The sequence below is a fragment of the Mesorhizobium sp. L-8-3 genome, assembly GCF_016756615.1.
Lineage (GTDB): Bacteria > Pseudomonadota > Alphaproteobacteria > Rhizobiales > Rhizobiaceae.
Genome location: NZ_AP023262.1, coordinates 5,914,723 through 5,941,694, shown reverse-complemented (window position 1 = coordinate 5,941,694; position 26,972 = coordinate 5,914,723). Strand labels below are relative to the sequence as shown.

The window sequence follows — 26,972 nt, the reverse complement described above, 5'->3', positions numbered from 1 at the left end:
GTGGGAACGGCATTCGGGGCAAATTCGATGATCCAGCGATACGAAGCTCAGCGGCCTCGCACGGGCGGCATAACAGCTGCGGTCGACCGGCATGAGCGCCGGTCGATCGCGGGGCAGGGGCGGAATGCCAGCTCTTTCGTGAGGCAGATGCGGACTTCCCGGAGATAGCGTTCGTCGCAGGCGATCGTGATCCCCTGCGCAGGCAGCATCGGGTTGGCCCGGCGGAAGGCATCCTCGACAGCACCGGGCGCCACCGTGCGATAGGCATCGAGGCTGCGGAATTCTTCCGGAACGGCCACCTTGTCATGCGCCGCGCGCAGCGTGGCGAAGTAGTCCCTCTGGTCGAGCCCGGAGCAGGTGCCGTGCTTGCGCCATTGATGCCGTATCAACCCGGCAGAGGGCATGAGGTCGTAGAACCGGCGCACCGTCTGGCTCGCGACGTCAGGCTCGCCGGTCGCACAGTTTTCGGGAAATCCTTGCTCGAACTGCGGCCAGAGCCCGTGAACGACGAAGCCATATGGGCGGTCGGAGCCGCATTGCTGGTGATTGGCATCCGGGCCCTCCGCCTCGCAATAGGAGGGCGACCAGGACAGCGAGAGCAGATAGAAGTCGAAGCCGCTGCCGAGTTGCGGTCCAGCCCGCTGTCTGTCTGCCTTGGGAGGCTGCGCGGCCGTTTCAGTCGGAGCGCCGGCGCGCTGATCCCACCAGACCAGGAAGAACGCCGCGGCAACCAGGACAGCGATGGCGGCAAGCCTGAGCGGCCCCCGCATGGACATGTTTCAGATCAGCGCAGGATGCGGCAATGGCCGTTATAGACGTACCAGCGATCGAAGCCTGAGACGCAGAACTCGACGTTGTCGCCGACGCCGGCAAATCCCTGGCCCTCCTCGATAAGGTACCAGATATCGCGGCTGTAACCGTCCGACAGGGCTACGGTCGCGCCGCAATAGGTTCGTCCGATCGGGTTATTGTCGGCGAACGGAACGTTGCCTTCGGTGAAGGGGATGTAGCGGTTTTCGTGGATCCGGCTGAAATCGACGATGCTGACGTCGGGCAGGTTAGGCACATGCGTCACCTGATGGCGGAAACGATGCCTGATTGCGCGCAGCACCCAGCCCTGGCTGCACGCGCCCGAATATTCGGCATAGCTACCCGCGCCCAGGTCCGCCGCCGAGGCCACGGTTGGTCCAGTGAAGACCGAGCTGGCGGTCATCGCGGTGGCCAGGGCGAGGGCAATGAGGCGGTTCATGACATCTCTCCGTTGCCGACGCGATTCAGCCCGGCACGCCGGCACTCTGCTTGTGAAGCGCCGTTGGGTCAAGCGCCCGTTGCGGTTGCGCCGGGCCTTTCGCCCGCCAACCATTCGACCGACCAGCGCGCTGCCGGTTTTTCCGCAAGCAGGCGGTGGAGCGCCGGCAGGACGACCCGTATCTCGTTCTCGAACGTGAAGGGCGGGTTGACGACGATCAGGCCGGTTCCGTCGAGCCGGGGCTCGGGGGAGGGGCTCCGGATCTCGAAACGCAGATCGAGGATCTTGGCGATGCCGGCCGCCGCCAAACCGGCGCGAAAAGCGTCGACCGCCCGACGGTCCTTGATCGGGTACCACAACACATAGATTCCACCCGGCCAGCGGCGATAGGCCCTGGCAAGCCCGTCGAGCAGCCGCCCGAACTCGCCCTCCTCCTCGAAAGGTGGATCGACGAGCACCAGACCGCGTTTTTCCTTGGGCGGCAGATGCGCGCCGAGGGCGAGCCAGCCGTCGAGCTCGATCACGCGCGTCTGGAAATCGCCGGCGAAATGGCGGGCGAGCCGCCCGGCGTCGTCCGGATGAAGCTCGATCGCGGAAAGCCGATCCTGCTTGCGCAGGAGGTGACGGACGATCGCAGGAGAGCCGGGATAGCGCGTGAGCCTGCCGGCCAGGTTCACGTCGCGAACGGCGTCCAGATAGGGGGAAAGAAGTGTCGCGGCCTGCGGCGGCAAGGGTGCGTCGATGATCCGGCCGATGCCTTCCCGCCACTCGCCCGTCTTTTGCGCTTCGTCGGAGGAAAGGTCGTAGAGGCCGATGCCGGCATGGGTATCCAGCACCCGGAAGGCCTTGTCCTTCTGCTTCAGATATTCGACGAGACGGGCAAGTGCGGCATGCTTGACCACGTCGGCGAAATTCCCGGCATGATAGGCGTGGCGGTAGTTCATCGAAGGGTCCCCGGCTCGGGAGGCGTCGTCGCCTCGGGCGGACTTCTGCATCAAATGTTTTCCCGCGAGGCGTCTACACGGCTCCGCCGAAAACCGCTAGTTTTCCGGCATGAACCAGCACGCCAAGATCAGAATCGGCCATTCGGCCTGCCCTCACGACTGCCCGTCGACCTGCGCGCTCGACGTCGAAGTCCTGGACGACAACCGTATCGGCCGCGTCCATGGCGCCAAAGGCAATTCCTACACCGCCGGTGTTATCTGCGCGAAGGTCGCGCGCTACGCCGAGCGCATCCACCACCCGGACAGGCTGCTGAAGCCGCTGGTGCGCATCGGCGGCAAGGGCGAAGGGCGCTGGAAGGAGGCCAGTTGGGAGGCCGCGCTCGACCTCGTGGCGGAAAAGTTCATCGCCGCGGAGGCCCGCCACGGCAGCGAGACGGTCTGGCCCTATTATTACGCCGGCACCATGGGTCTCGTGCAGCGCGACGGCATCAACCGACTGCGGCACGCCAAGAAATATTCCGGCTTCTTCGATACGATCTGCACCAATCTCGCCTGGACCGGCTATGTCGTCGGCACCGGGAGGCTGATCGGCTCCGATCCGCGCGAAATGGCCAAATCCGATTGCGTCGTAATCTGGGGCACCAACGCCGTGGTCACCCAGGTCAATGTGATGACCCATGCGGTGCGGGCGCGAAAGGAGCGTGGCGCGAAGATCGTCGTCATCGACGTCTACGAGAACGCGACCATGAAGCAGGCCGACATCGGCCTCGTGGTCAGGCCCGGGACCGACGGGGCGCTGGCCTGCGCGGTCATGCATGTCCTGTTCCGCGACGGGCTCGCGGACCGCGATTTTCTCCGGAAATACACAGACGATCCGGCCGGTCTCGAAGCTCATCTGCGCGACCGGACACCGCAATGGGCGTCGGCCATCACGGGTGTGCCGGTCGACGACATCGAGGCTTTCGCGCGCCTCGTCGGCACGACCAGGCGCACCTTCTTCCGGCTTGGCTACGGTTTCGCGCGCCAGCGCAACGGAGCCGTCAACATGCATGCGGCGCTGTCGATCGCGGCCGTCGCCGGTTCCTGGCAATATGAGGGCGGAGGCGCGTTCCACTCCAATTCCGACATTTTCCGCATGGACAAGAGCGAATTGGAGGGGCGCAGTCTCGTCGACCCGAAGATTCGCCATCTCGACCAGTCCAGGATCGGCCCGGTGCTCACCGGCGAGCCGGAAGCGCTGTATGGCGGGCCGCCTGTGACGGCGATGCTGGTGCAGAACACCAACCCGGCCAATGTCGCGCCCGAGCAGCGTCTGGTTCGTCGCGGCATGCTGCGCGACGACCTGTTCATGTGCGTGCACGAGCAGTTCATGACCGATACGGCGCAACTCGCCGACGTGGTGCTGCCGGCCACCATGTTCATGGAACATGACGACATCTATCGCGGTGGCGGCAACCAGCACATCATTCTCGGTCCCAAGCTCATCGAGCCGCCGGCCGGTCCGCGCACCAACCACTATGTCGTCGAGGAACTGGCCAAAAGGCTCAGCGTAGCGGATATGCCAGGCTTCGGCATGACCGAACAGGACCATATCGACCGCATGCTCGGCAAGCGCGGTCTTGGCACGTTCGCCACATTCAAGGAAGAGCGCTGGGCCGATGTGCAGCCGCCCTTCGAGGAAGCGCATTTCGTCAAGGGCTTCGCGTTCCCGGACGGCAAGTTCCGTTTCCGGCCGGACTGGACGGGCACGGCCGCGCCCAACCGGCCGCCTAGGACGATGGGGCTGATGGGGCCTCACGACCGGCTGCCCGAGTTCCCCGATCATGTCGACCTGATCGAGACCGCCGATGCCGAGCATCCGTTCAGGCTGGCGACGTCGCCGGCGCGCTCCTTCCTCAATTCGACCTTCACGGAGACCCCCGGCTCGAAGAACCGCGAGGGAAAGCCTGAACTGCTGATCCATCCCGAGGATGCGGCGGCGCTCGGGCTGGACAACGGCGAGCGGGTCGAGATCGGCAATCGGCGCGGCGCGGTGGTGCTGCACGCGAAACTCTTCGAGGGCATCCGTCGGGGCGTGGTGATCGCCGAGGGCATCTGGCCGAACACCGCCCATGAGCGCGGGGAGGGCATCAATGTCCTTACCGGGGCCGATGCCGGCGCTCCTTACGGCGGTGCCGCCTTCCACGACAACAAAGTCTGGGTGAAGGCGGCCTGACGGTTCCGGCTGCAAGCAGAGCCTGGGGATGGGCTCAGCCCAGATCCTTCGGGCGCAGGCAATGCGTCAGCCTCGCTCCGTCGAAACGCAGGTCCCGCCATTTGCCGTCGAAGACGAGCCGCGCGAGGCCGGCGGTCGGGAACTTCTGGCGAAGCCTCGCCAGTGCCTTCTGGTCGGACGTTCCGCCTGCTAGCCCGGCGGCGAATTGCTGGAGGCCGGGATTGTGGGCGATGACGAGGAGTGTCGAGGCGCTCTCCGGCGTGCCGCGCAACTCGCCGAGTATCTCCTCGGGCATGGCGTCGTAGAGTGTCTCAGGGAAGCTGACCGGCGGCTGGGCCGGCCATTGGGTCGCGACGAGATCCCAGGTGGCATGAGTACGCACAGCCGGCGACACCAGGGCGCGGTCGGGCAACCAGTCGCGAGCCGCAATTTCGCGCCCCATGAGCGGGGCTGCCTTCAGGCCGCGCAGGGAAAGCGGCCGCTCGAAATCGGCGAGCGAGAGGTCGTCCCAGCTCGATTTTGCGTGGCGAAGCAGGAGCAGTCTCTTCATATCGCCTCCGATAGAGGCCGGCGGCCGACCTCCCGAGAGGTAGTCGCCAGCCCGTGACCGACAAGGTTAATGCAAGGAGCGAGCATCAGCCATCGGAAGACGCCGATGCCGGTGCGGCCAGCCACTTCGCCAGGCATTTCTGCGCAGATCCCAGGCATCTATGGTGTGAAGCGGGCCAGGTCTTCGAGGCTCCGTTCCGCGCTCGCGAATTCCGGCGCCATCACGAACTGCGCCGCGTTGCGCTCCTGGAGGCCGGCAGGAGCGAGCACCGTGCAGTCGCCCTCCATGCGCGCCTTGCCGTCGCAGAGGAGCGCGAGCGCGACCGGATAGAGTTTGTGCTCCAGCTTGAGCACGCGGCTCGCGAGGCTCTCCTCCGTGTCGTCTGTGAGCACCGGGACCGCAGCTTGTGCGATGATCGGCCCGTCGTCCATTTCGGGCGTCACGAAATGCACTGTACAGCCATGGATGCGGCAGCCGGCGTCGAGCGCGCGCCGATGGGTGTCGAGCCCTTTGAAGGAGGGCAGCAGCGCCGGGTGGATGTTGATCATCCGTCCCTGCCATTTCCGTACGAAGGGGGCGGAGAGAAGGCGCATATAGCCGGCCAGTGCGACGAACTCGGCCTTGAAGCCGGCCAGCGCGGCGTCGATCGCCGAATCATGGGCTTGCCGGTCGGCGAAATCGCGCCGCGCGACGACCTTGCAGGGGACGCCGTTCGCCGCGGCGACCGCCAGGCCCGCCGCTTCCGTATTGTCGGACACGACCCCACAGATCTCGGCCGGATATGCCGGTTCCTTCGCAGCCGCGATCAGCGCCGCCATGTTGGACCCGCGCCCGGAGATGAGTACGGCGACGCGCTTGCGTTTGTCCGTCATAGGCCGATCGCTCCGCGATAGATGACGCCGGCGTCGCGACGCGGCACGATGCGGCCGATCGGCGTGACCGTCTCGCCCGCCTCCTGGAGCACTGCCGCGACCTGGGCCGCCTGCCCGTTCGCCACGACGATGACCATGCCGATCCCGCAGTTGAAAGTCCGCATCATCTCGGCCGGGGCCACGCCGCCGGCCTTGGCCAGCCAGGAGAAGACGGCCGGGACCTCGATGGCGTCGAGGTCGAGTTCGGCCGCGAAGTCCTTGGGCAGCACGCGCGGGATGTTCTCGGGGAAACCGCCGCCGGTGATATGGGCGAGCGCCTTGAGGCCGTGCGTTCCGCGGATGGCCTTGAGGACCGACTTCACATAGATGCGTGTCGGCTCGAGCAGCGCCTCGGCGAGGCTCTGTTTTACGCCGAAGGGCGCCTGGTCGGTCCAGGCGAGCCCGGACTCGGCGATGATGCGCCGCACCAGCGAGAAGCCGTTCGAATGGAGGCCCGAGGAGGCGATGCCGAGCAGCACGTCGCCCTCGACGATGTCGTCGGTCGGCAGCAGCTGGCCGCGCTCGGCCCCGCCGACGGCGAACCCCGCGAGGTCGTAGTCGCCTTCGCGGTAAAGGCCGGGCATCTCTGCCGTTTCGCCGCCGATCAGCGCGCAGCCCGCCTGCCTGCAGCCCTCGGCGATGCCGCCGACGATCGCCGCCCCCTGGTCTGGGTCCAGCTTGCCCGTCGCGAAGTAGTCGAGGAAGAACAGCGGCTCCGCGCCCTGTACGACGAGGTCGTTGACGCACATGGCGACAAGGTCGATGCCGATTGTCTCGTGCCGACCGGATTCGATCGCCACCTTGAGCTTGGTGCCGACGCCGTCATTGGCCGCGACCAGAACCGGGTCGCTGAAGCCGGCGGCCTTGAGGTCGAACAGGCCGCCGAAGCCGCCGATCTCGCCATCGGCCCCAGGTCTGCGCGTGGAGCGCACCAGCGGCTTGATCTTCTCGACCATCGCGTTGCCGGCGTCGATGTCGACGCCTGCCGCAGCATAGGTCAGCCCGTTCTGCCGTTCGCTCATGGCGTTTCCTTCGCTGGCCCTGGATCTTCAGCGGGCTCTTCGCATGAAGTGCCTGTCGTCGCAAGGCATGACGAGAAATCCGCCGCAGTCTCGCAAATCGGCCTCGCATCTTGCGATTGTCGGTCCGGTGGACCATGTATCGAGCCGAGTGCGGCGATGTCGGAAGGAAAGGAGGACAGGTGACAATACCCAACATGATCACGCTGTTGCGCTTTTTCCTGGTACCGGGCGTCGTCTTTGCCCTGCTGTCCGGACGCATGGAGTGGGCGCTCGCCGGCTTCCTCGTCGCCGGCATTTCCGATGCAGTCGACGGCTTCATTGCCCGCAACTTCAACCAGCGCTCCGAACTCGGCGCCTATCTCGACCCGATGGCCGACAAGCTGCTTCTCGTCAGCGTCTTCGTCGTGCTGGGCTTCATGGGCGAACTGCCGCTCTGGCTGGTCATCGCCGCCGTTTCCCGCGACGCCCTGATCGTCGGCGCCGTGCTCTTGTCGACGATCATGGCTCATCCGGTCGAGATGAAGCCGCTCTTCGTGTCCAAGGCCAACACGGCCGTGCAGATCGTGCTGGCTGCCTTCGTCCTGGGGGAGCTCGCCTTCGGGGCCGACGTGGGACCGGTGCGCGACGGGCTGGTGCTGCTGTCCGGCACCTTGACCGTCGCTTCCGCCGCGGCCTATCTCGTAGGCTGGCTGAGGCATATGAGCGGCTATGGCGAAGGCAAGAATTCAGGTGGGTGAGGACGGGGCGACCGAGCTTGCCCTGGCGGCGCTGCGGCGCCAGCTCCGCTTCTGGCTCGTCGCCGCCGCCGTCTTTGCGCTGTTCATCTACGTCTTCAGCGACATATTGCTGCCCTTCGTGGCCGGCATGGTGCTTGCCTACTTCCTCGATCCCGTGGCCGACCGGCTGCAGCGTCTGGGCATGTCGCGCCTGGCCGCGACGGTGCTGATCCTGGTCGCCTTCGTGATCGTGCTGGTCCTGGCCCTGGTCATCCTCATCCCGGTGCTCGCCACGCAGCTTTCCGATTTCATCGCGAGGATGCCGAGCTATCTCAGCCAGCTCCAGTCGCTGATCACCAGCTACGATCCGACATGGCTCGAAAAGCGCTTCGGCATCGAGGCCGACAGCCTGCGCGAAGGCCTGAACTCGCTCCTGACGTCGAGCGCCGGTTTCGTGTCGACCATCATGAAGTCGATCTGGGATTCGGGCGTGGCGCTCTTCAACGTCGCCGGCCTGTTCATTGTCACCCCGGTGGTGGCTTTCTATATGCTGCTCGACTGGGATCGCATGGTCGCCAGGGTCGACAGTTGGGTGCCGCGCGACCATGTCGGGACCGTCCGCGAGATCGCTGCCGACATCAACACCGCCACCGCCGGTTTCGTGCGCGGCCAGGGCACGCTGTGCCTCGTGCTCGGCATCATGTACGCTATCGGCCTGACGCTGGTCGGATTGAACTTCGGCATCCTGATCGGCCTGTTCGCGGGGCTGATCAGCTTCATTCCCTATGTCGGGTCTCTGGTCGGGCTGGTGCTGTCGATCGGCGTGGCGATCGTCCAGTTCTGGCCGGACTATTATATGATCGGCGCCGTCGCCGCCGTCTTCTTCCTTGGCCAGTTCGTCGAGGGCAACATTCTGCAGCCGAGGCTCGTCGGAAAGAGCGTCGGGCTCCATCCGGTCTGGCTGATGTTCGCGCTGTTCGCCTTCGGCGCGCTGTTCGGCTTTGTCGGACTGCTGATCGCGGTGCCGGCGGCGGCGGCCGTCGCGGTGCTGGTGCGCTTTGCAATCAAGCGCTATCTGGCTTCACCTCTCTACATAGGCCACCAGGGCGAGGTCGAAGGGGTCCCGCCCCATCCGGAGGCGCCGGGCGCGCATGGCCCGAAATAGAGCACGCCAGCTTCCGCTCGATCTCGCGCATGCCGAGGGTCGCTCGCGCGACGACCTCGTCGTGTCGGTCGCCAATCGCGACGCGGTGTCCTTGATAGACCGGTGGCCGGACTGGCCGTCGCCCGTCGTGGTGCTGGCCGGGCCGGCCGGGTCGGGCAAGTCGCATCTTGGCGCCATCTGGTGCGAGATGGCGGATGCGCGGCACGTGGGATGCGGCGACATCGGAGGTGAGGCCGTCGATGCGGCGTCGTCCGGCCCGGTCTTCATCGACGATGCCGACAGCGGTCCGCTCGACGAGAACGGGCTTTTCCATTTGATCAACGCCGTGCGCGGAGCCGGCACGCATCTCCTCCTGACGGCCCGCCGGTTCCCAGCGGCCTGGGGAGTGCGGCTGCCCGACCTGGCGTCCCGGCTGAAAGCGGCCGCCACTGTCGAGATCCGCGAACCGGACGACGTCCTGCTTGCCGGCGTCATCACCAAGCTCTTCGCCGACCGCCAGGTCGAGGTCGAGCCGCATGTGGTGCAGTATGTCGTGCGGCGCATCGAGCGCTCGCTGTCGACCGCGATTCGTGTGGTGCAGAGGCTGGACCGGGTCGCGCTCGAGCAGAAGAGCCGCATCACGCGGGCGATGGCCGCCGAGATCATAAGCGCGATGGACGAGGGGCAGGGCGAGCTTTTCTGACCGACCCGGCTCCGAGCTGTGTCCAGGAAGGGTGGCATTGGTCGGAGTGGCAGGATTCGAACCTGCGACCCCCTGATCCCAAATAAAGAGAACATACCAAAGAAAGCCCGGATTTGCTGGGTTTTTGCTACCCGTTATCCCCGTTTTCGTGCTAGTTTTGTTACCCTTGGATTACCCCTAGGGGAGTGGACGACCATGGCGAACGCACTGGAAGTACAACGCAAAGCCGCACTAGAAGCCAAGCCGGGCGGTACGATCTGGATACTTACAGGCCCCACACGGGCAAAACTGAAAGGGAAGCGTATCGAGGAACCGGTTCCCGGCACCAAGGGCCTATACCTCATATCGCAAGTGACGGGCGGACAGTCGTGGGCGTTCCGTTACCGTCGCCCCGATGGCAAGGCCGCTAAGCTGACGCTTGGCACAGTTGACGGCACGCGCGAACTAGAGCCGGGCGAAGCGCCGCAAATTGGGGAACCACTGACAAAGGATATGGCGGTTGCGTTGGCGGGCAACTGCTATCTCAAGGTCAAGCAGAAGATCGATCCCGCCATCGTACAGCGGCGCGAAGTTGCCGAGACAAGAGCGCTTCAATCCCTGCAATGGGAAGGCTGGACGGTGGATCAGTTGTTTGTGGAGTTCATGACCAAATACCCAGACGCAAGCCCGGACAAGCCAACCCGCGACAGCACGAAGCGCCAGACAGCCGCATGGCTTGGCTTGAAGACGGACGGTCGGGGAGGCTGGATACCCAACGGAAATGGCGTCTTAAGTCACTGGACCGGCAGGACGTTCGCCCGGCATGACAAAACCCCCATGCTGACACGTAAAGACGTGTTTGCCATCATAGACCAGATGGCCGACCGCCCATCGGCCGCTAACCACGTGCTAGGCGCGTTAAAGCATTTCGGGCGGTGGGCGGAAGAACGGGAATATGTCAGCGTCAACCCGTTCGCCACGGTGCGGCGACGGTTCCCCAAAGGCAAGCGCGACCGTGTATTGAGCCCGGAAGAGATCAAGGCTCTATGGCTTGCTGTCTCAACAGCCAAGGACGATGAAGCTATCGGGTACCCCTACGGGCAAATCGCGCTGTTGACGCTTGTGACGGGCCAGCGTCCCGGCGAAGTCCGTGAAGCTCCGTTTTCCGAGTTCGACTTTGCGGAACGGGAATGGACCATACCCGCCCACCGGGCCAAGAACGGACGCGCACACGTCGTTCCGCTGTCACAGTTGGCACTGACGTTGATTGCCAATCTGCCGAACGACGGCAGCAAGTTCCTATTCAGCGCAAAAGGTTCGAACCGGCCTGTTCACAAGCAATCTCGTGTCAAACAACGGCTCGACAAGCGGGTTCAGGAGAAACTTGGCAAGCCTATGCCCGGCTGGACCTATCATGACTTGCGTCATACAGCCTACAGCGGGATCACCGCGCTAGGCTTCTCTCGCACGCTTGCCGACGAAGTGACGAACCATAAGCCCCAAGGCATGGCGGCAATCTACGATCAACACGACTACGGCCCCGAGAAATACGCGGCGCTGGACGCATGGGCGGATGAACTGGCCCGCATCACGGCATAGCGGCCCGTACAGCGCTTGCACATAAAGAAAGGGGCCAGCGTGGCCCCTTTTCGTTTGCCGTTTAGATAAGCCATCGGATGAGTTTGATGAGCCCGAAGACGCACAAAGCAACTATCGGGAACGTGATGAGCCAGCCTTGAATTAATGTCGGTCCCGCAACCACTCCGGCCTTTGTCCGGCGACGGACATTCCCCGTGTCCAGCGCAGCGATAACCAGCGCAATTACGACATCCTCCATTTGCCCCCCCCCCCCCCCCCTTTTCACCCGCCCTACGGCAGCGGGCGGGCAATCCACAATAGTCCAAGCGCGGCGAGGACGGCCAGCGGCCAGAAAGAGCCCGTCGCAGCCACCACGACGAGACAGGCGACCATCCACAGCACCCGGACTGCGATCACTACGGGCCGCTGTGCCACGGCAGCCTTGCGCCGCTGTTTCGCTTCCTGTTCGAAATACTCCGTGGCTAGATCGGATGGCCAGCGGGCAAGCGGCACGTCCTGCCATAGCGCTATGCGATCCTGATAGGTCATGTGTGAACCCTCCGGTGGCATGGCGAAAATATCGGCCCGCGATGCCCGGACTTCCAATCAATAAAAGGAATCGGTCCGCCTCGACGGATTCGTTTCGTTGATGCGTCCGGGGCCCGCCGTGGGTGCGAGCGGCGAAATCGTAGGCAACACAATAGTTTAAGCTTGAACTAAATGTTTTTCTTTGCACGGTCTACGCTTGGGGGCCCCTTGGGGGTACCCGGCGGGTAGGGGTGTCAAGGGGGAACCCCCAGCCCCTGCCGCCGTCGTCGCGGGCGTCGCACGATCTGGTGACGCTACGCTGCGGTGCAACATTGATTACCCACGGAGCCCGCACGGGTAGCGAGTTTCTGCTAACACATTGATTTTACGGTGTTGTTCCCTTGATGCTATCTCAGGGAGTCAGCCCTTTTCAACCAATCGCACCATGCCGCGACGGGCTGATAATGATGATAATACCCCCCCCAGCCGGGCCGCTACGGACGCCGCAACGCCGCGACGCATCCCGAGGCCAACCACAATCTAGGCGTTATATTTTTCCAGCGATGCACGATGGACGCCTAGGCGGAATTCCAGCCCTCACGCAACAACGCCCTTGTTATGAAACATAACAACAATCCGCGCCACGGGTCCCCTTTTAGTTTCCGAGCGGGTAGGATTTGCGTGGTTTTGTTCGATGTCCCGCGCCCTCCACGCTGTCCCAGTGTCCCAACCCCTATAAATAGGGGTTTTGGGACAGTACTGGCGACAGGTCGGCGGTGGAGCATTTTTCAAGGACATTAGCCGTCCCGAGTTCCTGTCCCAGGATCGTTGTCTTTCTGTCCCAGCAAACCTTGCTTGCGGGCCTTGACCTGCAAACGGCCGACGTCTGACTTCGAATGTCCCGTCACCTCTTCGATCTTCCGAACGGACAAGCCCTGTCGCGTCAACTCGGCCACCTGCAACATGCGTGCTTCTTCGCTGAGCATCTTCGCTGTCCATTTGCCGTCACGAAACTGTGCCTCGAATGGTTGTGCGTCGGCTCCATAGAACCCCCGGTGTTTCTCATAGTGGATTTCAAACCTAGCCCCGTCCTCCTCTCTATAGTCCCTTGGAGCCGCCAACTTGATAACAGTGTTCAATGGGTCTTCGCGCTTCGAAGTCCCACGTTGATTGCCGCCTTTGCCCGCATGATGGAAAAAAATGACCGTAACGCCTCGCCTGCGAAGAGAAAGGAACCAACGTTTCATATGATCCCATGCTTCATCGGAATTTTCAGGCGCATCGGTCAGGCTAGACAAGTTGTCTAGTATGAGAAGGTCAACCTTCTCCGGTGTTCCTAATCTCAGCGTCTTTTCGATCATGTCCCGTCCGCTGCTGTCAGCCGACGCAAGGTCAGGAATGCCACTCTCCTGCATATCTGCTGAGACAAGGCGCAGATATCCGGGGTTAGGTGACACGCCCATTGCTGCGGCCATATCCCTAGCCCGAACCTGCATTTCAGCAAAATCCATCTCACCATCAACGTACAGTACGCGACGGGGCTTAGAGACTTTCCAGCGCAGAAAATCCGTTCCAGTGGCGACACTGATAGACATACCAAGTCCAAGCCATGTCTTTCCGATACCCCGCTTGGAGTAGATTTCAATAAGCCCCTTCTGCGGAATGATCGGGTCAATGAGCTTTTCTCGCAGTGGTACTTCCTTAGTCAGCCAATCATTCCAGTCCAGAGCGAGCAACTCACTCCTAGATGGTGAGCCTGCGGCGTTGTCATTGGCCGGTAGCAATTCAGGCTTTGCCATTGGTGCAGGCTTGTAAAGCTCAGGGTAAAGGTCTGGATACCGTTCGGGCAATAAAACCTGACCGTCTATATAGATCAGATCAACGCCGTCATATGCTGCGACATTCCGGCCATGACCTTGATTTGGACCGCTACTTGGCTTATATGTCATTTGTAACTCCCTCGTTGGTTTGGTTTCCTTCGTTTGCGAGTTTCGGATACTCCTGATCTTAATCGGCCGCTCTTCGGGGCGGCCTTTTCTTTGCTTCAAGAATATATGTTACCGACAGGTCTGTCACAAGCTACCAATTCAATACCAATTGCAATCTACGAGCGTAGCGAGTGACTGTCATATGCAACCGAGGGCTTAGCGCTGCCATCCGGGTTTCGGGCCGCGCCTTCCCGGTACGGGCTGCCGATTGCCGCCCGGCTTTCCCGGCCGCGACGGCGGCTTGGGCGGTCTGCTTTCGCCCTCTTTCTTCGGCCCCGCCATCACACACCCCCATCGGCCTTGCGAGGGCGACCGATTTTCACGCCGTTCGGGCTAAACCCGTTGACGCTATAGGTCACCTTGCCGCGATAAACCGTTTTGGGCCCTTTCGCCGCTTCGGCCACGGCGGCACGCTGTGCGCGGGTCGTCGCCTCCCTGTCCGCTAGTTCAAGTAACCGCCGCTCACAGCGCGACAGGTAGCGCTCCAGACCAGCGGCCCTCATGCGCTGCGCACTCTTCACGGTCTGGACTGTGTTGTACTGGATGTTGCGTCCGTAGCGGTCAGCACAGTTTTCATTTGGCTCATAGGTCATTGGAGCGTGCCCGAAACCGTGGTGGCCATCCACACCTCCACAAACAGTTGCGCCCGCTTCGGATAACGTTCCGCCATCCATCGCACGGCGTCGGGCCAGTCGATCTTGATCCGCGTGCGGCCGTTGCCCTTGATTTCCAAGAAGGTGGCCGGGCCTTTTCCGTCCTTGATCAGTTGCCACATGCGCTGTCTGCTGATGCCCGCATAGGTGGCAAGTTCGCTTACTGAGTAGTCAGTCATAGTTGCAACTCCGTAGTGTCCTATTTGCGGCATATCCTATCCTATTGACGACCACCGCGCAACCATATATAACCATGTGGTTATATTCAACAGCGTCAACAGGGGCGGGGCAAAATGAGTAGGGACCAGAGGAAACGGGAACGATTTGCAGCGGCGCAGGACGCACAAGAACAGGAAATCCGCCGCATCCTGTCCGGGCTAAAGCCTGAGCATCTCGGCGGCGCAACGCACGGGGACAATGTAACGGATGACCTCATCCGCTGGCAGCAGCAGGAAGGCTACCGCCCGGCCGATGAATTTGACGGCGAAATCTACCCGGGCCTCAAGCGTCAAATCTACGATGCTGCCAAGAAATCGACGCTTCCAAAGGGCGAAATTCGATACGGCTTGAACGGTGAACCGGCGGTTCGGGATATCCCCACGATAGACGATTGGGACCGCCAAGACAGGCAGACCCGACGCTTTGCCAAGACCAGCAACCGGCTATGGCGCTCATACCAGTTGCAAAACCCCTACGACAATCAAGTGGACGTTCAAAAGGCGGTCGGGAACCTGATCCGGCAATCTGGAATGTCCTTGGACGATATTGTTGACATGGCCGAAGACGACACCAGCCGCCAGCAACTCTTTGAACGCATCCACTACGAAACGGAGACCGTCTCACATATCGGGGCCATTGAAGGTAGCGGCGACGACCGTAGCGGCGGGCTCGACATGGGCGGCGGCCCGGCTCGCGGTACTGCCGAACCCCAGCCCGAACCTAACACGGAGACCGACATTAGCGACCAGCTTACCGCGTGGCAACGCCGCATGGGTCTCCGGGATTACTAAGGAGAGAACAGTTATGACCAGCTTTGCCTATTTGCAGCCCGTGAATGATTTCCAGATGAACCGCGAGGTTGCTGCCTGCAACGCGCTGCTACAGAGGTTCATGCTGCCCGCTCTTAGCGGCGGTACGATCCTCATGGAAAACCTTCCGCACAGCGATCAAGCTTTGCGCGCCTTGCTCTTGCGCGCGATCCCCGGAGATGTGGTCGTCACGCCAAGACTAGCGACCCTCTCCGGCGTTCCCTCGCAAGTAATAGAAATCGTTTCTGCCCTCACGGCGAAAGGCATTCGTGTTTTCGTGGTGGAAGTCGGCGACGAGATCAATCCGATCATTCTCCGTCGCTACGTGGAGCCATTCACGGCGCTGGAAACCGCCCTCGCGAAGGCGGAAGCCCGTCTTTCCGATGAACGTGCTCGGCATCAGGCCGAATTGGAAGAGCACGGCAAGCAAATCCGCGAACGGATGGTGATGGCCTTTATGAAGCGTTCCGGAATGAACCTAGAAGACCTTCTTATCGATCCGACCGAAGTAAGCCTCAAGAACCCTCGTAATCCCGCGCTTGGCAGGGACCTCCGTTCGAAGCGGGAAGCCCTTGGCTTGACCATGGAAGGGGCCGGACAACTTGTCGAAGCCATCGGAGAGAAAGCCATCAACAAAGGCACCATCTCCAACATGGAAAGGGACGGGACCGGCAAGCACGTAGCGACCTACGAAATGGCCCTCAACATCGCACTGTCACGCCGCGACGCTGCGCAATCGGCGGCTCCGGAACCGGTTCACACCATGCCCGAAGACGCTCCGTTTAAGGGCCAGATCGTGAAGGAGGTGGCCAGTGCCTGACACTCCGCCGAACCGCTCTCAAGACACTCGCGACAAGCGCCGCTTGGCTCCCAATCTACCGTTGTGCGTGAAACACGACGAGACCGGCACACACTACGGCTACACGCAGGCGGAATGCGCCCAGCTTCATCAATCCGAAGAGTAAAAGGAGAACTCAAAATGGCATACCAAGTACATTCGTCCAATCTCGACAACAGCGGCAACCTTTCCCCGACGCATGCGGCAAACGGTGCGCTGGACCTTAACCACCCGTGGCAAATTCGCCCGATTGGCTTCGGCACGACAACCCAAACCGAAGTCTTTGGCGACAAGGTTTCGCCCGGAAACTACTACAGCCGCAACGGCACCAAGGTGTCAGCCGAAGTCGCCCGACAAGCAGGTTTTGATGTCGAGGCCGACATGCGGGAGAAGCAGCGTGCGGAACGTCTGGCCCAAGCGCAAAAGGACATCAACGCGGAGCTTGGCCGTGTCCAAGGTGCGGTGATCGAACAGCGTGGCGGCTGGCAGATCATCGACCTTGGCTATGGTCGCGCCGACATCAAGGACGCCAGCGGCAAAAAGATGAACTCGCGTCCTTTGAGCGTTCCGGAGGCGCAGCGGTATCTTGATGCACTGGCCCCTCAAGCTATGGAGGACAGCGATGTCAAAGATGAATAAGCAGATCGTGCATTGGATCGATATGTCCGACGGCCCGGAGGAGCTTGGCGAGTATATCGCTGATTTTCTGGCGGACGCGGATGACGCTGAGCTTGAAGACTTTGCGTCCGCCATAGCTGAAAAGCTTATGGAAGACCCGGACGAAGACACTCCGGAACATGAGGTTTACAAATGACCCGTTTTCCGTGGGAAGTCGAACAGAATGACCCGCACACGGCCGCCACGGCCGTCCGTAGGACCGGACAGCAAGCATTCCGTGGTTCGGTAGCCCAAGACAGCGGATTGCCGTCTGCGGGCTTCCCTGCGCAGCCGTCTAGTCGCTACAATCGGCTACTTGACCCACAGCGCGGCATGTTGCGTGGTCTTGGCCAGCTTATCGGTTCCCCGACCGAAGCAGAGTTCCAGCGGCAGCAGTTGTCCGGGGCTCAAGCCGCCGCCACGGCAGGCATTCAACAGCGCATCGCCAAGGGCATGAGCCCGCAGAAAGCCATCCTCGATTTCATCCAGTCGCCGGAAGGCATCGACGCCTTCAACAACGGGGTGGATATGGGCGACCTCGCCAACATCGGAACGCTGGCCACGGAACCACAGCGGGATTATCAGGCGGAGGCGAACCTTGAAAAGACACGGCTTGAAGTCGAGCGGCTGCGCAATCCGACAACCGATGACATCACGGAGTTCAACTTCGCCAAAGCGAACGGCTACGAAGGGACGTTCCCGGAGTTCCTGCTTGAGACCAAGCGGGCCGGTGCGACCAACATCACAGTTGGCGGCGAACCTTCCGATACGGCCTTGCGCAAGTCTTTGGACACCAAGACCGGTGAGCTTTGGAACGAGTATCAGAAGGCCGGCAACCAGAGCGCTGGCCTCGTCGCTGACATGGAAGTGATCGATGAACTAATCAAAATGGCCCCGCAAGGTCCGGTCATTGGTCGCCTACAGGAAGCATTCCCCGGCATCGACAGTGCCGGTGCAGCGTTCCAGTCCATCGTGAAGCGTCTGGCCCCTACGCTTCGGGTTCCCGGCAGCGGTGCAACGTCGGACCTTGAATTTGATGCCATGATGCAATCGCTTCCGGCCCTTCGGAATAAGCCCGAAGCCAACAAGCTGATTTCCGAGATGATCCGCATGAAAGGGGCGTTGAACATAGGCCGTAGCGAAGTCATCGATAGCTTCGCGGCCGGTGAGATTTCAGCGGCGGAAGCCCGCCGCAAAATCGCTGACCTTGACCGCCAGACGATCATGAGCCCCAAGCTACGCACGCTGTTGAACGGCTTGAAAGGCTCTCCGGCCTCCGTGCCGGGCATCCCGGACAGCTTCGCCCCAAATGACCCGATGCGCGATCGCATGTGGCAATTGCTTACCCCGGATGAAAGGAAGCTGTTCCAATGACCCGCGAGCAGATCGAAGCCCTCGCAAGGGCTCGCCTCCGTCTAGAACAGGAACAGGCACAGCCCTCCGTCGCGGCGGACGTTGCACGTTCGGCCGGTGCGGGGCTCTCCCAAGGCGTGACCGGGCTTGCTGACATGGCCCTTTCGGCCCTTATCCCGACGAACCCGGTCGCCACCGTGCAATCCATGGTTCGCGGCGAACTACCGGAAAACCGCCCCATGGTCGAGCCGACACGGCAAGGCATGGCCGCGCTGACCGGTGGTGCAACGGAATACGACCCGCAGACCACGGCAGGGGAATATGCCCGGACCATCGGCGAATTCGCTCCCAACGCGCTTGCTCCGGGCGGTCTCGTTCGCCGTGGTGCGATGGTGCTTGCTCCGGCCGTTGCATCGGAAGGGCTTGGACAGGCGACGGAAGGCACCTTTCTGGAAACCCCGGCTCGCATGGCCGGTGCGTTGGCGGGTGGCTTGACCGCTGCCGGGGTACGGCGTGAGACCGTCCGCGTCGTCAAGCAAGCGTCAAAGTATGCGGAAATCTCCTCTGGCGACGAGATGCGGCGGCATATCCGCAGCGCTTACGACCAGATGCGGGAAGCAGGTTTCAGCTACAACGGCGACCGTTATGCCGACATGCTGGCCCGGACGAAAGCGGCCCTCTTGAAACAGGGCTTCCACCCGTCCAACGCAGCCAAGGCGCACGGCATCCTTGACGACCTGATGAAAAGCCCGGCGCTCGACTTCGGGGCACTCGATGCGCAGTCATCCGGCATCGGCAAGACCATCCGCAGCCTGTACAAACAAGGCAACGATGCCGAAGCGTCCGCGATGGAGGCTGTCAAAACGGCCCTTGATGACTTCGCGGTCAATCCGCAGATCGTAGCGGAAGGTGGCACCATGTCGGCCCGCGAACTCGCTTCGATGCGGTCGTCTGCCCGCGCCATGGTGTTACGGCAGAAAAAGGCCGAAGCCGTTGAACAGATGATCGAACTGGCCGACGCCTCACAATCCGGTTTTGTGCAGGGGCTGAACAACGAGATTGCCAAGGAACTGCGCAAGGCGGCGACGGGTAAATCCATGTTCACCCCCACGGAACTCAACCTGTTGCGCAGCGTCCAGACCGGCAAGACCGAATGGCGCAAGATGCTCTTTTTGTTCGGGGCGTCCGCCGATGCGCTTGGCGGTGGCGTTGGCCTAACAGCCGGAGCAATCGAGCGTTCGCTTTCAGCAGGTGGCAAACGCACCCGCATGGGCCAACTCGCAACCGCGATGCGCAACCAAGAGCTAGAGACTATCGCTCGCGACGCTGGCCGCGAAACGCGACGGCAAGCCCTACGCCGCTTGATGGCCATTGGCCAGACGGCTCGGGAGGCGACCGAATGACCCGCCGTCGTCGCTTGTTGCTGTGGCCACGGCCCGGCGAATGACCGCTGACAGGGGTTCCGCATCTCCTTAGCCTGTCAGCCCGAAGAGCCCCGGTGTTTTCGCCATCGCCGGGGCTTTTCTTCACAATATCGTTACCCGTGCGGTACCCCAAGCCGGGTAGCGCATTTTTGCAATCAACTAAGCTTTTGAAATTGTTGGTCGGAGTGGCAGGATTCGAACCTGCGACCCCCTGATCCCAAATCAGGTGCGCTACCAGGCTGCGCTACACTCCGGGCCGATGTAAGGCATTGTAGCCGTTAAGCTATTCAGCCTTTCCTGGCAAGGCCGGATTCTTGCCGAATGAGAACAAAGGGTGTTTGGTGTGCCGTTTGTGGTTCAAAGTCACACCGAGAATCACCCCGGATATTCATTGGTTGTTCTGCACTCGTCCGGCTTTGATGGGCGTCCGGCTAACACGTCCTTGCGGCACAGGCAACAGCCAACAGTGAATGGAATGACACTGGACGCGTGCCGCCTTGCGGGCCTTCCGTATTCGATCAAGGAGTTTCGTCCATCAGTCGTCAGGAGCGCCGCCGCAACGATGGTTTTGAGGCAGACGGCCCAGGCAACCCTGAACCCCTTTTCGACCTGGTCATGCGCAGGCGCGCATGTTTGTCGCGCTGCAGGCGATCGCGCCGGACGTGGCGGAGAATGGCGTTGACAGCGCTGACGCGTCACCGCTCGGGACGGAGGCCATTTTCTTCATGCTTAAATTTCTATTGAAGGAATTTTAAGTCTAAAGTAATTTCCTCCGATCGGGAGAGGGAGACTCCATGCAGCGGCAGCCATTCCGCGCGGCATTCCAGGCCGTATTCAAGTTCTGCGGGATAATTGCCTGCGCCGGGTTCGGTGCGCTGACCGTGATCGTCACCGCCGACATCCTGTTTCGTAACCTCGCCATCGCCAAATGGCCGTGGCTGAACGAAATCACCGAATACCTGCTGACCATCTCCACCTTCTTCGGAGCGCCATGGCTGTTGCGCGAGTACGGCCACGTCAACGTCGACGTCGTTTTGCGGCTCGTGCCCCGCGCTGCGGCGCAAGTCCTGGGGCGGCTGGCCAATCTTTTCGGCCTGATGATCTGCGGCCTGCTTTTCTATGAAGCGTCAAGGGTGATCGTCGATACGCGCGGGGCGGGATCGCTGGTCTTCAAGAATCTGATCTTCCCCGAATGGTATCTCCAGATTCCCATAGTGGTTTGCTTTGGCCTGTGCACGCTGGAATTCCTCGGTCGGGTGATTGAGCGGAGGACCGAGGCATGATGACCTGGTGGGTGACCTTGCTCCTGCTCGGCGGCCTTCTGGCGGTGCTGTTCGCCATCGGCATGCCGGTAGCTCTGGCCTTCCTGGGTGCGAACATCGTGGGCGCCTGGCTGTTCCTGGGCGGAGAAAGCGGCCTGGAACAGTTGATCCGCAATGCCTCGATGTCGGTCAATTCCTTTGCATTGGCGCCGATCCCACTCTTCGTTCTGATGGGCGAGCTTCTGTTCCACTGCGGTCTGGCCTACCGCGCCATCGATGCCATCGAGAAGCTGCTGGTCCGGCTGCCGGCACGACTTGCCTGTGTCTCGGTCGTCGGCGGTACCGCCTTCGCGGCGCTCTCGGGATCATCCATCGCCAACACGGCGCTCCTTGGCGGAACCCTGTCGCAAGAGATGATGAAGCGCGGCTATTCCACCACGCTTTCGCTTGGCCCGGTCATGGCGGTGGGCGGGATCGCCGTGCTCATCCCGCCGTCGACGCTGGCGGTGATGCTCGGCTCACTGTCGGGAATCTCGATCTCGGAACTTCTGATCGGGGGCATCATGCCGGGCGTGCTGATGGCCGGGCTGTTTCTGGCCTTTGTGGTGTTCGTTGGTCTCTTCGTTCGCGCTTCGGCGCCGCGCGAGGCGTTGGATGCCATCCCACCGCTCGGTCAGCGGATCTGGCCCTTCATGCGCGACGTGGTGCCACTGTTCGGCATCTTCGTCGCCGTGATCGGCGGGATGCTGGCCGGCATTGCCACCCCGACCGAGGCTGCCGCGCTCGGTGTGCTCGGAGCCTTCATCGCGACGCTGGCCTATCGCAGCTTCACCTTCGCATCCTTTGCCAAGGCCATGACTGAAACGGCAAAGATCTCCGTCGCGATCCTGTTCATTATCGTCGCCTCGACGACCTTCTCGCAGATCCTGTCCTTTTCCGGCGCCACGACGGGGCTCATCCATCTCGTGACATCGGCCGACCTTCCGCCGATGGCGCTGGTTCTTGCGATGCTGGCGGTGCTTCTGGTGCTGGGCTGCTTCATCGATCAGATCTCGATGATGATGATCACCCTGCCGCTCTTCATCCCATTGGCCAAGGCTGCCGGGATCGACCTCGTCTGGCTCGGCCTGATGATGCTGGTCGCCATAGAGCTGGGTCTGCTGACGCCGCCCTTCGGCATCCTTCTGATGGTGATGCAGGGCGTGGCGCCCAGCACTCCGCTGACGAAGATCTACCGTGCCGCGGTGCCCTTCATCCTGATCGAACTTCTGGTGCTGATGGTGATGATCCTGGCGCCCCAACTGACACTCTATCTTCCTTCACTCATCCGCTGAGACACACGAGCGGCGAACCAATAGGAGACTGACCCATGACCTTTGCCCGCCCCTTTTCGCTGGCCCTTGCACTGGCCGCCCTTGCCAGTGCCGCCAGTGCCGAAGAAGTCACGTTGCGTGCGATTTCGGCGTTCCAGGCCGGCACGAGTTTTGCCAAGCCGTTCGAGGAATTCGTCGCCAATGTGAACGAGAACGGCAAGGGCGTGGTGCAGATCCAGATGATCGGCGGCCCCGAGGCGATGCCGCCGATGGAGATCGGCAACGCCCTGCGCGGCAAGGTCGTCGACCTGGCCAACTCCACGGCGGTCTTCCACGCCAATCTGGTGCCCGAAGGCGTCGCGCTGACGCTGACCAACCGCAGCATGGCCGAACTGCGCGAGAATGGCGGCTACGAGTTGATGAACAAGCTTCACGAGGAGAAGGCCGGCATCCACTGGCTGGGCCGGCTGGCGCAGAACATCCCCTACCATATCTATCTCGCCAAGGCGCCCGAGAATGAAAGCGTCAAGGACCTCAAGCTGCGCTCGGTGCCGGTCTATCAGGCCTTCTTTGCCGCGCTCGGCGCGCAGCCGGTGCAGATGGCGCCTGGCGATGTCTACACGGCGCTCGAACGCGGGGCGGTCGACGGCTACGGCTGGCCGGCAATCGGCGTCTTCGACCTCGGCTGGCAGGAAAAGACCAAGGCCCGCATCGACCCGGGCTTCTACAACGTCGAGACCGGCATCTACATGAGCCAGAAGGCCTGGAATGCCCTGTCCGACGAGCAGAAGGCGTTCCTTCAGAAGGAAATGGTCGCCATGGAGGATGCCGCGGGCAGCTTCATCACGCTGGCCGAAGAAGAGGGCAAGAAGCAGCAGGAGGCCGGCATCGCCATGGTCGGCCTGCCGGCAGACAAGGCCGCTGCATTCGAACAGACGGCACAGGACGCCGGCTGGCAGATGATCATCTCGGCCAGCCCCGACAATGGCCCCAAACTGCGCGAACTGCTGATGAAGTGATCCGCCGGTCAAGAATGCCTGACCGATATCTGCCGGCCCCGGACGCTGATCGGGGCCGGTGCGTCCCCTGATAGAGCCGACCTATGACCGGCATTTACAACGCTCATGACTTCCAGAGGAAGGCCCGCCAGCGCCTGCCCAGGATGATCTACGATTTCATCGAGGGCGGCGCAGGGGATGAAAGCGGGCTTGACGCCAATCTCGCCGCCTTCAGGGCATGGCAGTTTCTGCCGCATCGCCTTCGGGACGTCAGCCGCCGCGATCTGACCGCGCAGTTGTGGGACCGCAGCTACGGCCTGCCGATCTATATCGCTCCGACCGGGTTCAACGGCGCGCTGCGTCCCGGTGCGGATGCGATGCTGGCCCGCGCCGCCGCCCGCGCTAGCATCCCCTTCGCGCTCTCCACGGCCTCGTCGGAATCCATCGAGGAGATCGCCCGTGCCGGCGACGGCGACAAATGGTTCCAGCTTTACGTCCTGCACCGCGAGATCTCGGCTGCCATGTGCTGCCGGGCGCGCGATGCCGGTTATTCGACGCTCATGCTGACGGTCGATGTCCCCCTGAACGGCTATCGCGAACGCGACATGAGGAACGGTTTCGGCCTGCCGCCGCGCTATACACCGCGCTCGATCTGGGACGGCATCACTCATCCCGGCTGGTCGCTCGATTACCTGCGCCATGGCGTGCCGAAACTCAAGAACTTCGAGACGACCGAGACACAGAGCGCCGAGGTGCAGGCCGCGCTGATGAAGCGGCGGATGGATGCCAGCTTCGATTGGGATGCGCTGGCCGGGCTGCGCGATCTGTGGCCGGGAAAACTGATGGTGAAGGGCATTCTGCGCAAGGACGACGCCCGGCGCTGCGCCGATCTGGGGGTGGATGCGGTAATCCTGTCGAACCACGGCGGCCGGCAGCTTGACGATACCGTCTCCCCGGTCGCCGTCTTGCCCGAAATCGCGGCCGAACTCAAAATCCCCGTCTTGATCGACAGTGGCATCAGGCGGGGGGCGGATGTGGTCAAGTCGCTGTGTCTTGGTGCCGGCCTGGCCGGCATCGGGCGGCCGGCGCTCTACGCCGTGGCGGCTGAGGGCGAGGCTGGCATCGACCGGTTGATCGCCATCCTTCGCGACGAGATGGACCGCGCTCTGGCGATGCTGGGCGTTGCAGCCCTGTCGGAACTGGAGGCGTCCCTCATGCGATGCGTGTGACCGGCCGATCTCCGACAACGAGCGCGCCCTGGCTCGACGTAATCCCTCGCTCCCCGGGAGCCTGATCCCCCGCCCAGGTTCGAGCGCATCCTGAGCCTGAGGATCATCGATCACGACGGGCTTGCCAGCGTTCCCGGCGTCTCGCCGTCCTCATAGATGCCGAAAACGCCGCCGCACCCGTCGGTCGCGTCTTCGACGACTTGGTCAGGTTAGGCGAGGCGATCGTTCGGCGCGCTTATGGCGACGAAGCGCAGGCCGGAAAAACGCTCGGCGATGCGCTCCTGTTGGCACAACAATATGGCTGCGCCTTCCACTGGCGGGCCGCTTCACGGCGCGCTCTCCAGTCGATATGCTTCTTCGGCTTTGGGCTGCGGAATCGAACAGGACCGTCCTTCAGTCTGGGTCTATTGTTCATACTCAATTGATCGACAAATCTGAAACAAATGCAAACAGTAATCCAAATGCATGTGGTGCAGGCGGGTGTCATTCCGGAGATGAAATAATGTGGAAAATTGCGTTTCTGTCTGTAATTGTTGTCGTTGTTGCCGGTTGTCAGGCGACAAGCCAAAGCAATATCAATCCGGAATTGCAACCCGCTTTCGGTAGCAATCGCGGCGCACCGGGCGGCAACCCCTATCTCGAGTGGCAGCGGGGCTTCTAAGGCGAAGATTGCCCAGGCCGTGCCTCGACCGCCTGACTTGATGGCCGATGTATTCAGACGCATCGGCGTCTCCGGGGTTGCTGGCGACAACTGCTCTGGCCGGTGGTGCACCAATCCCGATGGATCACGCAAAGCGGCTCCCGATCCCAGGCTGATCCCGATTGTCGACAGGTCCGATCGTCGGAGCGTGCGGCTGCGCGCCGCGCATGTCGGCGTGAAAGCCAGGCGGCGAGGACGGGCCGTGACGGCGACTGAGGCCGTGTGGATGCATCGGCATTCCACGTCGGACTGGCAGGAGCGGCGCCGCTATCTGGTCGAGAGGATGGAACTATTGCGAGCCGCTTGAAAACGCAGCCGCTCGAAGATTGCAACACGCCGCCGGCGCGCTCGCGATGGCGGTGCCGGCTGTTGGGGGAGCGGGCTTGCGGGTGGCGGCCTTGAAGACCATTTATTGCTCAGGTCGCGGCGGATCTGGCCTGCGGCCATCGCTTGCTCAAAGAGACCACGCAGCAATCCGAGGAAGTGATGATGGACGACAAGTGTCCTTTGCCCGCAGAGATCTGCGATGAGGCCGCGCCGCGCCGGGTCGCCACGACTTGGGAAGCCATCGAATGGATGGCTCGGTTGAACCCGCCAAATTCCGGTCCCAAGATCCGCCATGCGCACCTGTCGCGACGCGCTCGACGGCCGGTTGGACGTGCATTGCAGGCGATGAGGGATGCCGTCGGCGAACTGGGGCATACGCGCCGTCCAGCATGAGGGCCTTGGAACGCAGGAAGCGGCGCCTCACGCGCCGCTTCACAGCAGGAGGAGCCTATGAACAGGAAGAATTTTGCACGTGCCGTTTTCTTAAGGAACGGAGAACGCCTTCGGCGCGAGGTCACATGCGTCGGTGAGGCGCTTGCGTTCCTGGCCGAATGGCCGCAGGCGCGCCGTGGACCAATCTACAACGCCGCGTCCCGGGCCTGCGAAGCTGCCCAGCGTGGCGAGATACCGGCCTCCTATGCATACGAGGCCTTCACCGGCTTCGCCCGCGCAGCGAACATCCTCGACCAGGCGCCTGTCGAGATCGAACCGTGGATAGTCACCTCCAAGCCCGGTCGAGGTGGCATTCCAGCCTAGTCGGCCTGGTGGAACTCTCGAGGGTAGCGCAATCGACGTTGTCGGGCACCGCTCGACATGGCTGCAACGGCGTTGCTCGGCGGTCGGCGCAAGCCTGGGGGCAGGTGGTGCCGCCGGGGGCGCCGCACCGGCAAACATGTGAGCGGCGGTTTGTGGTCGCATGCTGACCATGATAGCGCCCTTCGATCGAAACGGGGCGAGCGGACAAGATGCTCGAAATTGGCGAGAGCTACTGGAATTCCTGGCTCCGGTGGCATCTTTACCGGAGGTTCCGCAAACGGCCGCGTGACGCCTTCAAGGGCGCTTTGCTGAGAATGCGAAGGCTGCTTCGGGAGTTGCCCGAGGGAGCGCTTGCGATCGACTGCGGGGCGAATGTCGGCGACGTCACCGCGTTCCTGCTTGCCAGGGGCCTCAAGGTCATCGCATTCGAGCCCGACCCCGCAGCGCTCGACGTGCTGCGTTCGCGCTTTCCTGAAACCCCTGGCTTGACGATCGAAGCGAAGGCCGTCGGGGCGAAGCCCGGGTGGGCGCCTTTCTACCAGACGCAGTCGGCATCCTCAGGCGAGATCGCCGACACGATCGCTTCGTCCTTGGTGCGCCGCGACGTCCATATGAGCGCGCCGGTATCGGAGGTCGAGATCGTCGATCTCGTGGCATATGTCGAGGCGCTGCCCGAGGCCGGTACGACTATTGAAGCTGGATGTCGAGGGTTCTGAGGCAGAGGTCCTCGAAGCCATCCTCGACGCGGGCCTCGATCGCCGGATCGATCTCATCCTGGTCGAGACCCACGAGCATTTCTCCGAGGAACTCTCGCGCCGCCTCGGCGCGATCCGCGAGAGGATGGCAACCGGGCGGATCGACAACATCTGCCTGGGGTGGCGCTAACGCGTTTCTCCCGAAAGTGTTC

The 26,972-nt window shown here is 62.4% G+C and carries 31 protein-coding genes and 1 tRNA gene; 20 read left to right on the top strand and 12 right to left on the bottom strand.

Features of this window, described 5'->3' with window-relative positions; genetic code table 11:
* Positions 1-47: 47 nt before the first annotated feature.
* The 3 genes from JN302_RS27635 to JN302_RS27625 all read right to left on the bottom strand — a co-directional run bounded on the left by JN302_RS27635 (position 48) and on the right by JN302_RS27625 (position 2,193).
* Positions 48-770: a ribonuclease T2 family protein gene (locus JN302_RS27635; protein WP_202329844.1), complete on the bottom strand. Its 723-nt coding sequence runs from the start codon at positions 768-770 to the stop codon at positions 48-50.
* A gap of 14 nt (positions 771-784) precedes the next feature.
* Positions 785-1,249 carry a hypothetical protein gene (locus JN302_RS27630; protein WP_202307303.1) on the bottom strand — a complete coding sequence of 155 codons (465 nt, stop codon included), beginning with the start codon at positions 1,247-1,249 and terminating at the stop codon, positions 785-787.
* A 68-nt stretch (positions 1,250-1,317) separates the two neighbouring features.
* Positions 1,318-2,193 carry a 23S rRNA (adenine(2030)-N(6))-methyltransferase RlmJ gene (locus JN302_RS27625; RefSeq protein ID WP_202334464.1) on the bottom strand — a complete coding sequence of 292 codons (876 nt, stop codon included), beginning with the start codon at positions 2,191-2,193 and terminating at the stop codon, positions 1,318-1,320.
* A gap of 109 nt (positions 2,194-2,302) precedes the next feature.
* Here JN302_RS27625 and JN302_RS27620 point away from each other — a divergent pair, with 109 nt between their 5' ends.
* Positions 2,303-4,408 carry a molybdopterin-containing oxidoreductase family protein gene (locus tag JN302_RS27620; RefSeq protein WP_202329843.1) on the top strand — a complete coding sequence of 702 codons (2,106 nt, stop codon included), beginning with the start codon at positions 2,303-2,305 and terminating at the stop codon, positions 4,406-4,408.
* Positions 4,409-4,442: 34 nt separating this feature from the next.
* On the opposite strand, the gene JN302_RS27615 is transcribed toward JN302_RS27620, so the two are convergent.
* The 3 genes from JN302_RS27615 to purM form a co-directional block, all read right to left on the bottom strand.
* A complete protein-coding gene (locus JN302_RS27615; RefSeq protein WP_202329842.1) occupies positions 4,443-4,958 on the bottom strand; it encodes a SixA phosphatase family protein in 516 nt (171 codons plus the stop codon).
* Positions 4,959-5,116: 158 nt separating this feature from the next.
* A complete protein-coding gene (gene purN, locus JN302_RS27610; protein WP_202329841.1) occupies positions 5,117-5,830 on the bottom strand; it encodes a phosphoribosylglycinamide formyltransferase in 714 nt (237 codons plus the stop codon).
* A complete protein-coding gene (purM, locus tag JN302_RS27605; protein WP_202329840.1) occupies positions 5,827-6,891 on the bottom strand; it encodes a phosphoribosylformylglycinamidine cyclo-ligase in 1,065 nt (354 codons plus the stop codon). The genes purN and purM overlap by 4 nt, the downstream gene beginning before the upstream one ends.
* Before the next feature lie 179 nt (positions 6,892-7,070).
* Here purM and JN302_RS27600 point away from each other — a divergent pair, with 179 nt between their 5' ends.
* The 4 genes from JN302_RS27600 to JN302_RS27585 all read left to right on the top strand — a co-directional run bounded on the left by JN302_RS27600 (position 7,071) and on the right by JN302_RS27585 (position 11,032).
* Positions 7,071-7,628, top strand: a complete 558-nt coding sequence (locus JN302_RS27600) for a CDP-alcohol phosphatidyltransferase family protein (RefSeq protein WP_202329839.1) — start codon at positions 7,071-7,073, stop codon at positions 7,626-7,628.
* Positions 7,600-8,772, top strand: coding sequence for an AI-2E family transporter (locus JN302_RS27595; protein ID WP_202329838.1), 1,173 nt, complete (start codon positions 7,600-7,602; stop codon positions 8,770-8,772). The genes JN302_RS27600 and JN302_RS27595 overlap by 29 nt, the downstream gene beginning before the upstream one ends.
* Positions 8,759-9,454: a DnaA regulatory inactivator HdaA gene (gene hdaA / locus JN302_RS27590; protein WP_202329837.1), complete on the top strand. Its 696-nt coding sequence runs from the start codon at positions 8,759-8,761 to the stop codon at positions 9,452-9,454. The genes JN302_RS27595 and hdaA overlap by 14 nt, the downstream gene beginning before the upstream one ends.
* 195 nt (positions 9,455-9,649) lie before the next feature.
* Positions 9,650-11,032 (top strand): tyrosine-type recombinase/integrase, encoded by a 1,383-nt coding sequence (locus JN302_RS27585; protein ID WP_202329836.1) that lies wholly within the window; start codon positions 9,650-9,652, stop codon positions 11,030-11,032.
* Positions 11,033-11,302: 270 nt separating this feature from the next.
* Here JN302_RS27585 and JN302_RS27580 read toward each other — a convergent pair whose 3' ends face one another.
* From JN302_RS27580 to JN302_RS27565, 4 genes are all read right to left on the bottom strand, one after another.
* A complete protein-coding gene (locus JN302_RS27580; RefSeq protein ID WP_202329835.1) occupies positions 11,303-11,560 on the bottom strand; it encodes a hypothetical protein in 258 nt (85 codons plus the stop codon).
* A gap of 776 nt (positions 11,561-12,336) precedes the next feature.
* Positions 12,337-13,488: an AAA family ATPase gene (locus JN302_RS27575; protein ID WP_202329834.1), complete on the bottom strand. Its 1,152-nt coding sequence runs from the start codon at positions 13,486-13,488 to the stop codon at positions 12,337-12,339.
* Between the two features lie 320 nt (positions 13,489-13,808).
* Positions 13,809-14,120, bottom strand: coding sequence for a hypothetical protein (locus tag JN302_RS27570; protein ID WP_202329833.1), 312 nt, complete (start codon positions 14,118-14,120; stop codon positions 13,809-13,811).
* Positions 14,117-14,359 carry a helix-turn-helix domain-containing protein gene (locus JN302_RS27565; protein ID WP_202329832.1) on the bottom strand — a complete coding sequence of 81 codons (243 nt, stop codon included), beginning with the start codon at positions 14,357-14,359 and terminating at the stop codon, positions 14,117-14,119. The genes JN302_RS27570 and JN302_RS27565 overlap by 4 nt, the downstream gene beginning before the upstream one ends.
* Before the next feature lie 114 nt (positions 14,360-14,473).
* Here JN302_RS27565 and JN302_RS27560 point away from each other — a divergent pair, with 114 nt between their 5' ends.
* The 6 genes from JN302_RS27560 (at position 14,474) to JN302_RS27535 (ending at position 19,459) form a co-directional block, all read left to right on the top strand.
* A complete protein-coding gene (locus JN302_RS27560) occupies positions 14,474-15,190 on the top strand; it encodes a hypothetical protein (protein WP_202329831.1) in 717 nt (238 codons plus the stop codon).
* Between the two features lie 13 nt (positions 15,191-15,203).
* Positions 15,204-16,028 carry a hypothetical protein gene (locus JN302_RS27555; protein ID WP_202329830.1) on the top strand — a complete coding sequence of 275 codons (825 nt, stop codon included), beginning with the start codon at positions 15,204-15,206 and terminating at the stop codon, positions 16,026-16,028.
* 159 nt (positions 16,029-16,187) lie between these two features.
* A complete protein-coding gene (locus JN302_RS27550; RefSeq protein ID WP_202329829.1) occupies positions 16,188-16,685 on the top strand; it encodes a hypothetical protein in 498 nt (165 codons plus the stop codon).
* The gene (locus JN302_RS27545; protein WP_202329828.1) at positions 16,669-16,860 is read left to right on the top strand and encodes a hypothetical protein; all 192 of its coding nucleotides are present in this window, start codon (positions 16,669-16,671) and stop codon (positions 16,858-16,860) included. Before JN302_RS27550 ends, JN302_RS27545 begins: the two co-directional genes overlap by 17 nt.
* Complete coding sequence (locus JN302_RS27540) at positions 16,857-18,077, top strand: hypothetical protein (protein ID WP_202329827.1); 1,221 nt, start codon at positions 16,857-16,859, stop codon at positions 18,075-18,077. Before JN302_RS27545 ends, JN302_RS27540 begins: the two co-directional genes overlap by 4 nt.
* The gene (locus JN302_RS27535) at positions 18,074-19,459 is read left to right on the top strand and encodes a hypothetical protein (RefSeq protein WP_202329826.1); all 1,386 of its coding nucleotides are present in this window, start codon (positions 18,074-18,076) and stop codon (positions 19,457-19,459) included. Before JN302_RS27540 ends, JN302_RS27535 begins: the two co-directional genes overlap by 4 nt.
* Positions 19,460-19,657: 198 nt before the next feature.
* Here JN302_RS27535 and JN302_RS27530 read toward each other — a convergent pair.
* A tRNA-Pro gene (locus JN302_RS27530) sits at positions 19,658-19,734 on the bottom strand.
* Between the two features lie 375 nt (positions 19,735-20,109).
* Between JN302_RS27530 and JN302_RS39665 the strand changes: the two genes are divergently transcribed.
* From JN302_RS39665 to JN302_RS27510, 5 genes are all read left to right on the top strand, one after another.
* Positions 20,110-20,235 (top strand): hypothetical protein, encoded by a 126-nt coding sequence (locus tag JN302_RS39665; protein ID WP_274609232.1) that lies wholly within the window; start codon positions 20,110-20,112, stop codon positions 20,233-20,235.
* Between the two features lie 126 nt (positions 20,236-20,361).
* Positions 20,362-20,763, top strand: coding sequence for a TRAP transporter small permease (locus JN302_RS27525; RefSeq protein ID WP_202329825.1), 402 nt, complete (start codon positions 20,362-20,364; stop codon positions 20,761-20,763).
* On the top strand, positions 20,760-22,076 hold the full coding sequence (locus tag JN302_RS27520) for a TRAP transporter large permease (protein ID WP_244742187.1): 1,317 nt from the start codon (positions 20,760-20,762) through the stop codon (positions 22,074-22,076). The genes JN302_RS27525 and JN302_RS27520 overlap by 4 nt, the downstream gene beginning before the upstream one ends.
* Positions 22,077-22,111: 35 nt before the next feature.
* Positions 22,112-23,074: a TRAP transporter substrate-binding protein DctP gene (dctP, locus tag JN302_RS27515; RefSeq protein ID WP_202329824.1), complete on the top strand. Its 963-nt coding sequence runs from the start codon at positions 22,112-22,114 to the stop codon at positions 23,072-23,074.
* An 83-nt stretch (positions 23,075-23,157) separates the two neighbouring features.
* Entirely contained in the window at positions 23,158-24,282 is a 1,125-nt protein-coding gene (locus JN302_RS27510) for an alpha-hydroxy-acid oxidizing protein (protein WP_202329823.1), read from the top strand.
* 235 nt (positions 24,283-24,517) lie between these two features.
* On the opposite strand, the gene JN302_RS27505 is transcribed toward JN302_RS27510, so the two are convergent.
* Positions 24,518-25,006, bottom strand: coding sequence for a hypothetical protein (locus tag JN302_RS27505; RefSeq protein WP_202329822.1), 489 nt, complete (start codon positions 25,004-25,006; stop codon positions 24,518-24,520).
* A gap of 426 nt (positions 25,007-25,432) precedes the next feature.
* On the opposite strand from JN302_RS27505, the gene JN302_RS27500 reads away from it, so the two are divergent.
* The 4 genes from JN302_RS27500 (at position 25,433) to JN302_RS27485 (ending at position 26,950) form a co-directional block, all read left to right on the top strand.
* Positions 25,433-25,702 (top strand): hypothetical protein, encoded by a 270-nt coding sequence (locus JN302_RS27500; protein ID WP_202329821.1) that lies wholly within the window; start codon positions 25,433-25,435, stop codon positions 25,700-25,702.
* A 57-nt stretch (positions 25,703-25,759) separates the two neighbouring features.
* Positions 25,760-26,065, top strand: a complete 306-nt coding sequence (locus JN302_RS27495; protein WP_202329820.1) for a DUF982 domain-containing protein — start codon at positions 25,760-25,762, stop codon at positions 26,063-26,065.
* A 209-nt stretch (positions 26,066-26,274) separates the two neighbouring features.
* Complete coding sequence (locus tag JN302_RS27490; protein WP_202329819.1) at positions 26,275-26,781, top strand: FkbM family methyltransferase; 507 nt, start codon at positions 26,275-26,277, stop codon at positions 26,779-26,781.
* A complete protein-coding gene (locus JN302_RS27485) occupies positions 26,756-26,950 on the top strand; it encodes an FkbM family methyltransferase (RefSeq protein WP_202329818.1) in 195 nt (64 codons plus the stop codon). The genes JN302_RS27490 and JN302_RS27485 overlap by 26 nt, the downstream gene beginning before the upstream one ends.
* The last annotated feature ends 22 nt before the right edge of the window (positions 26,951-26,972 follow it).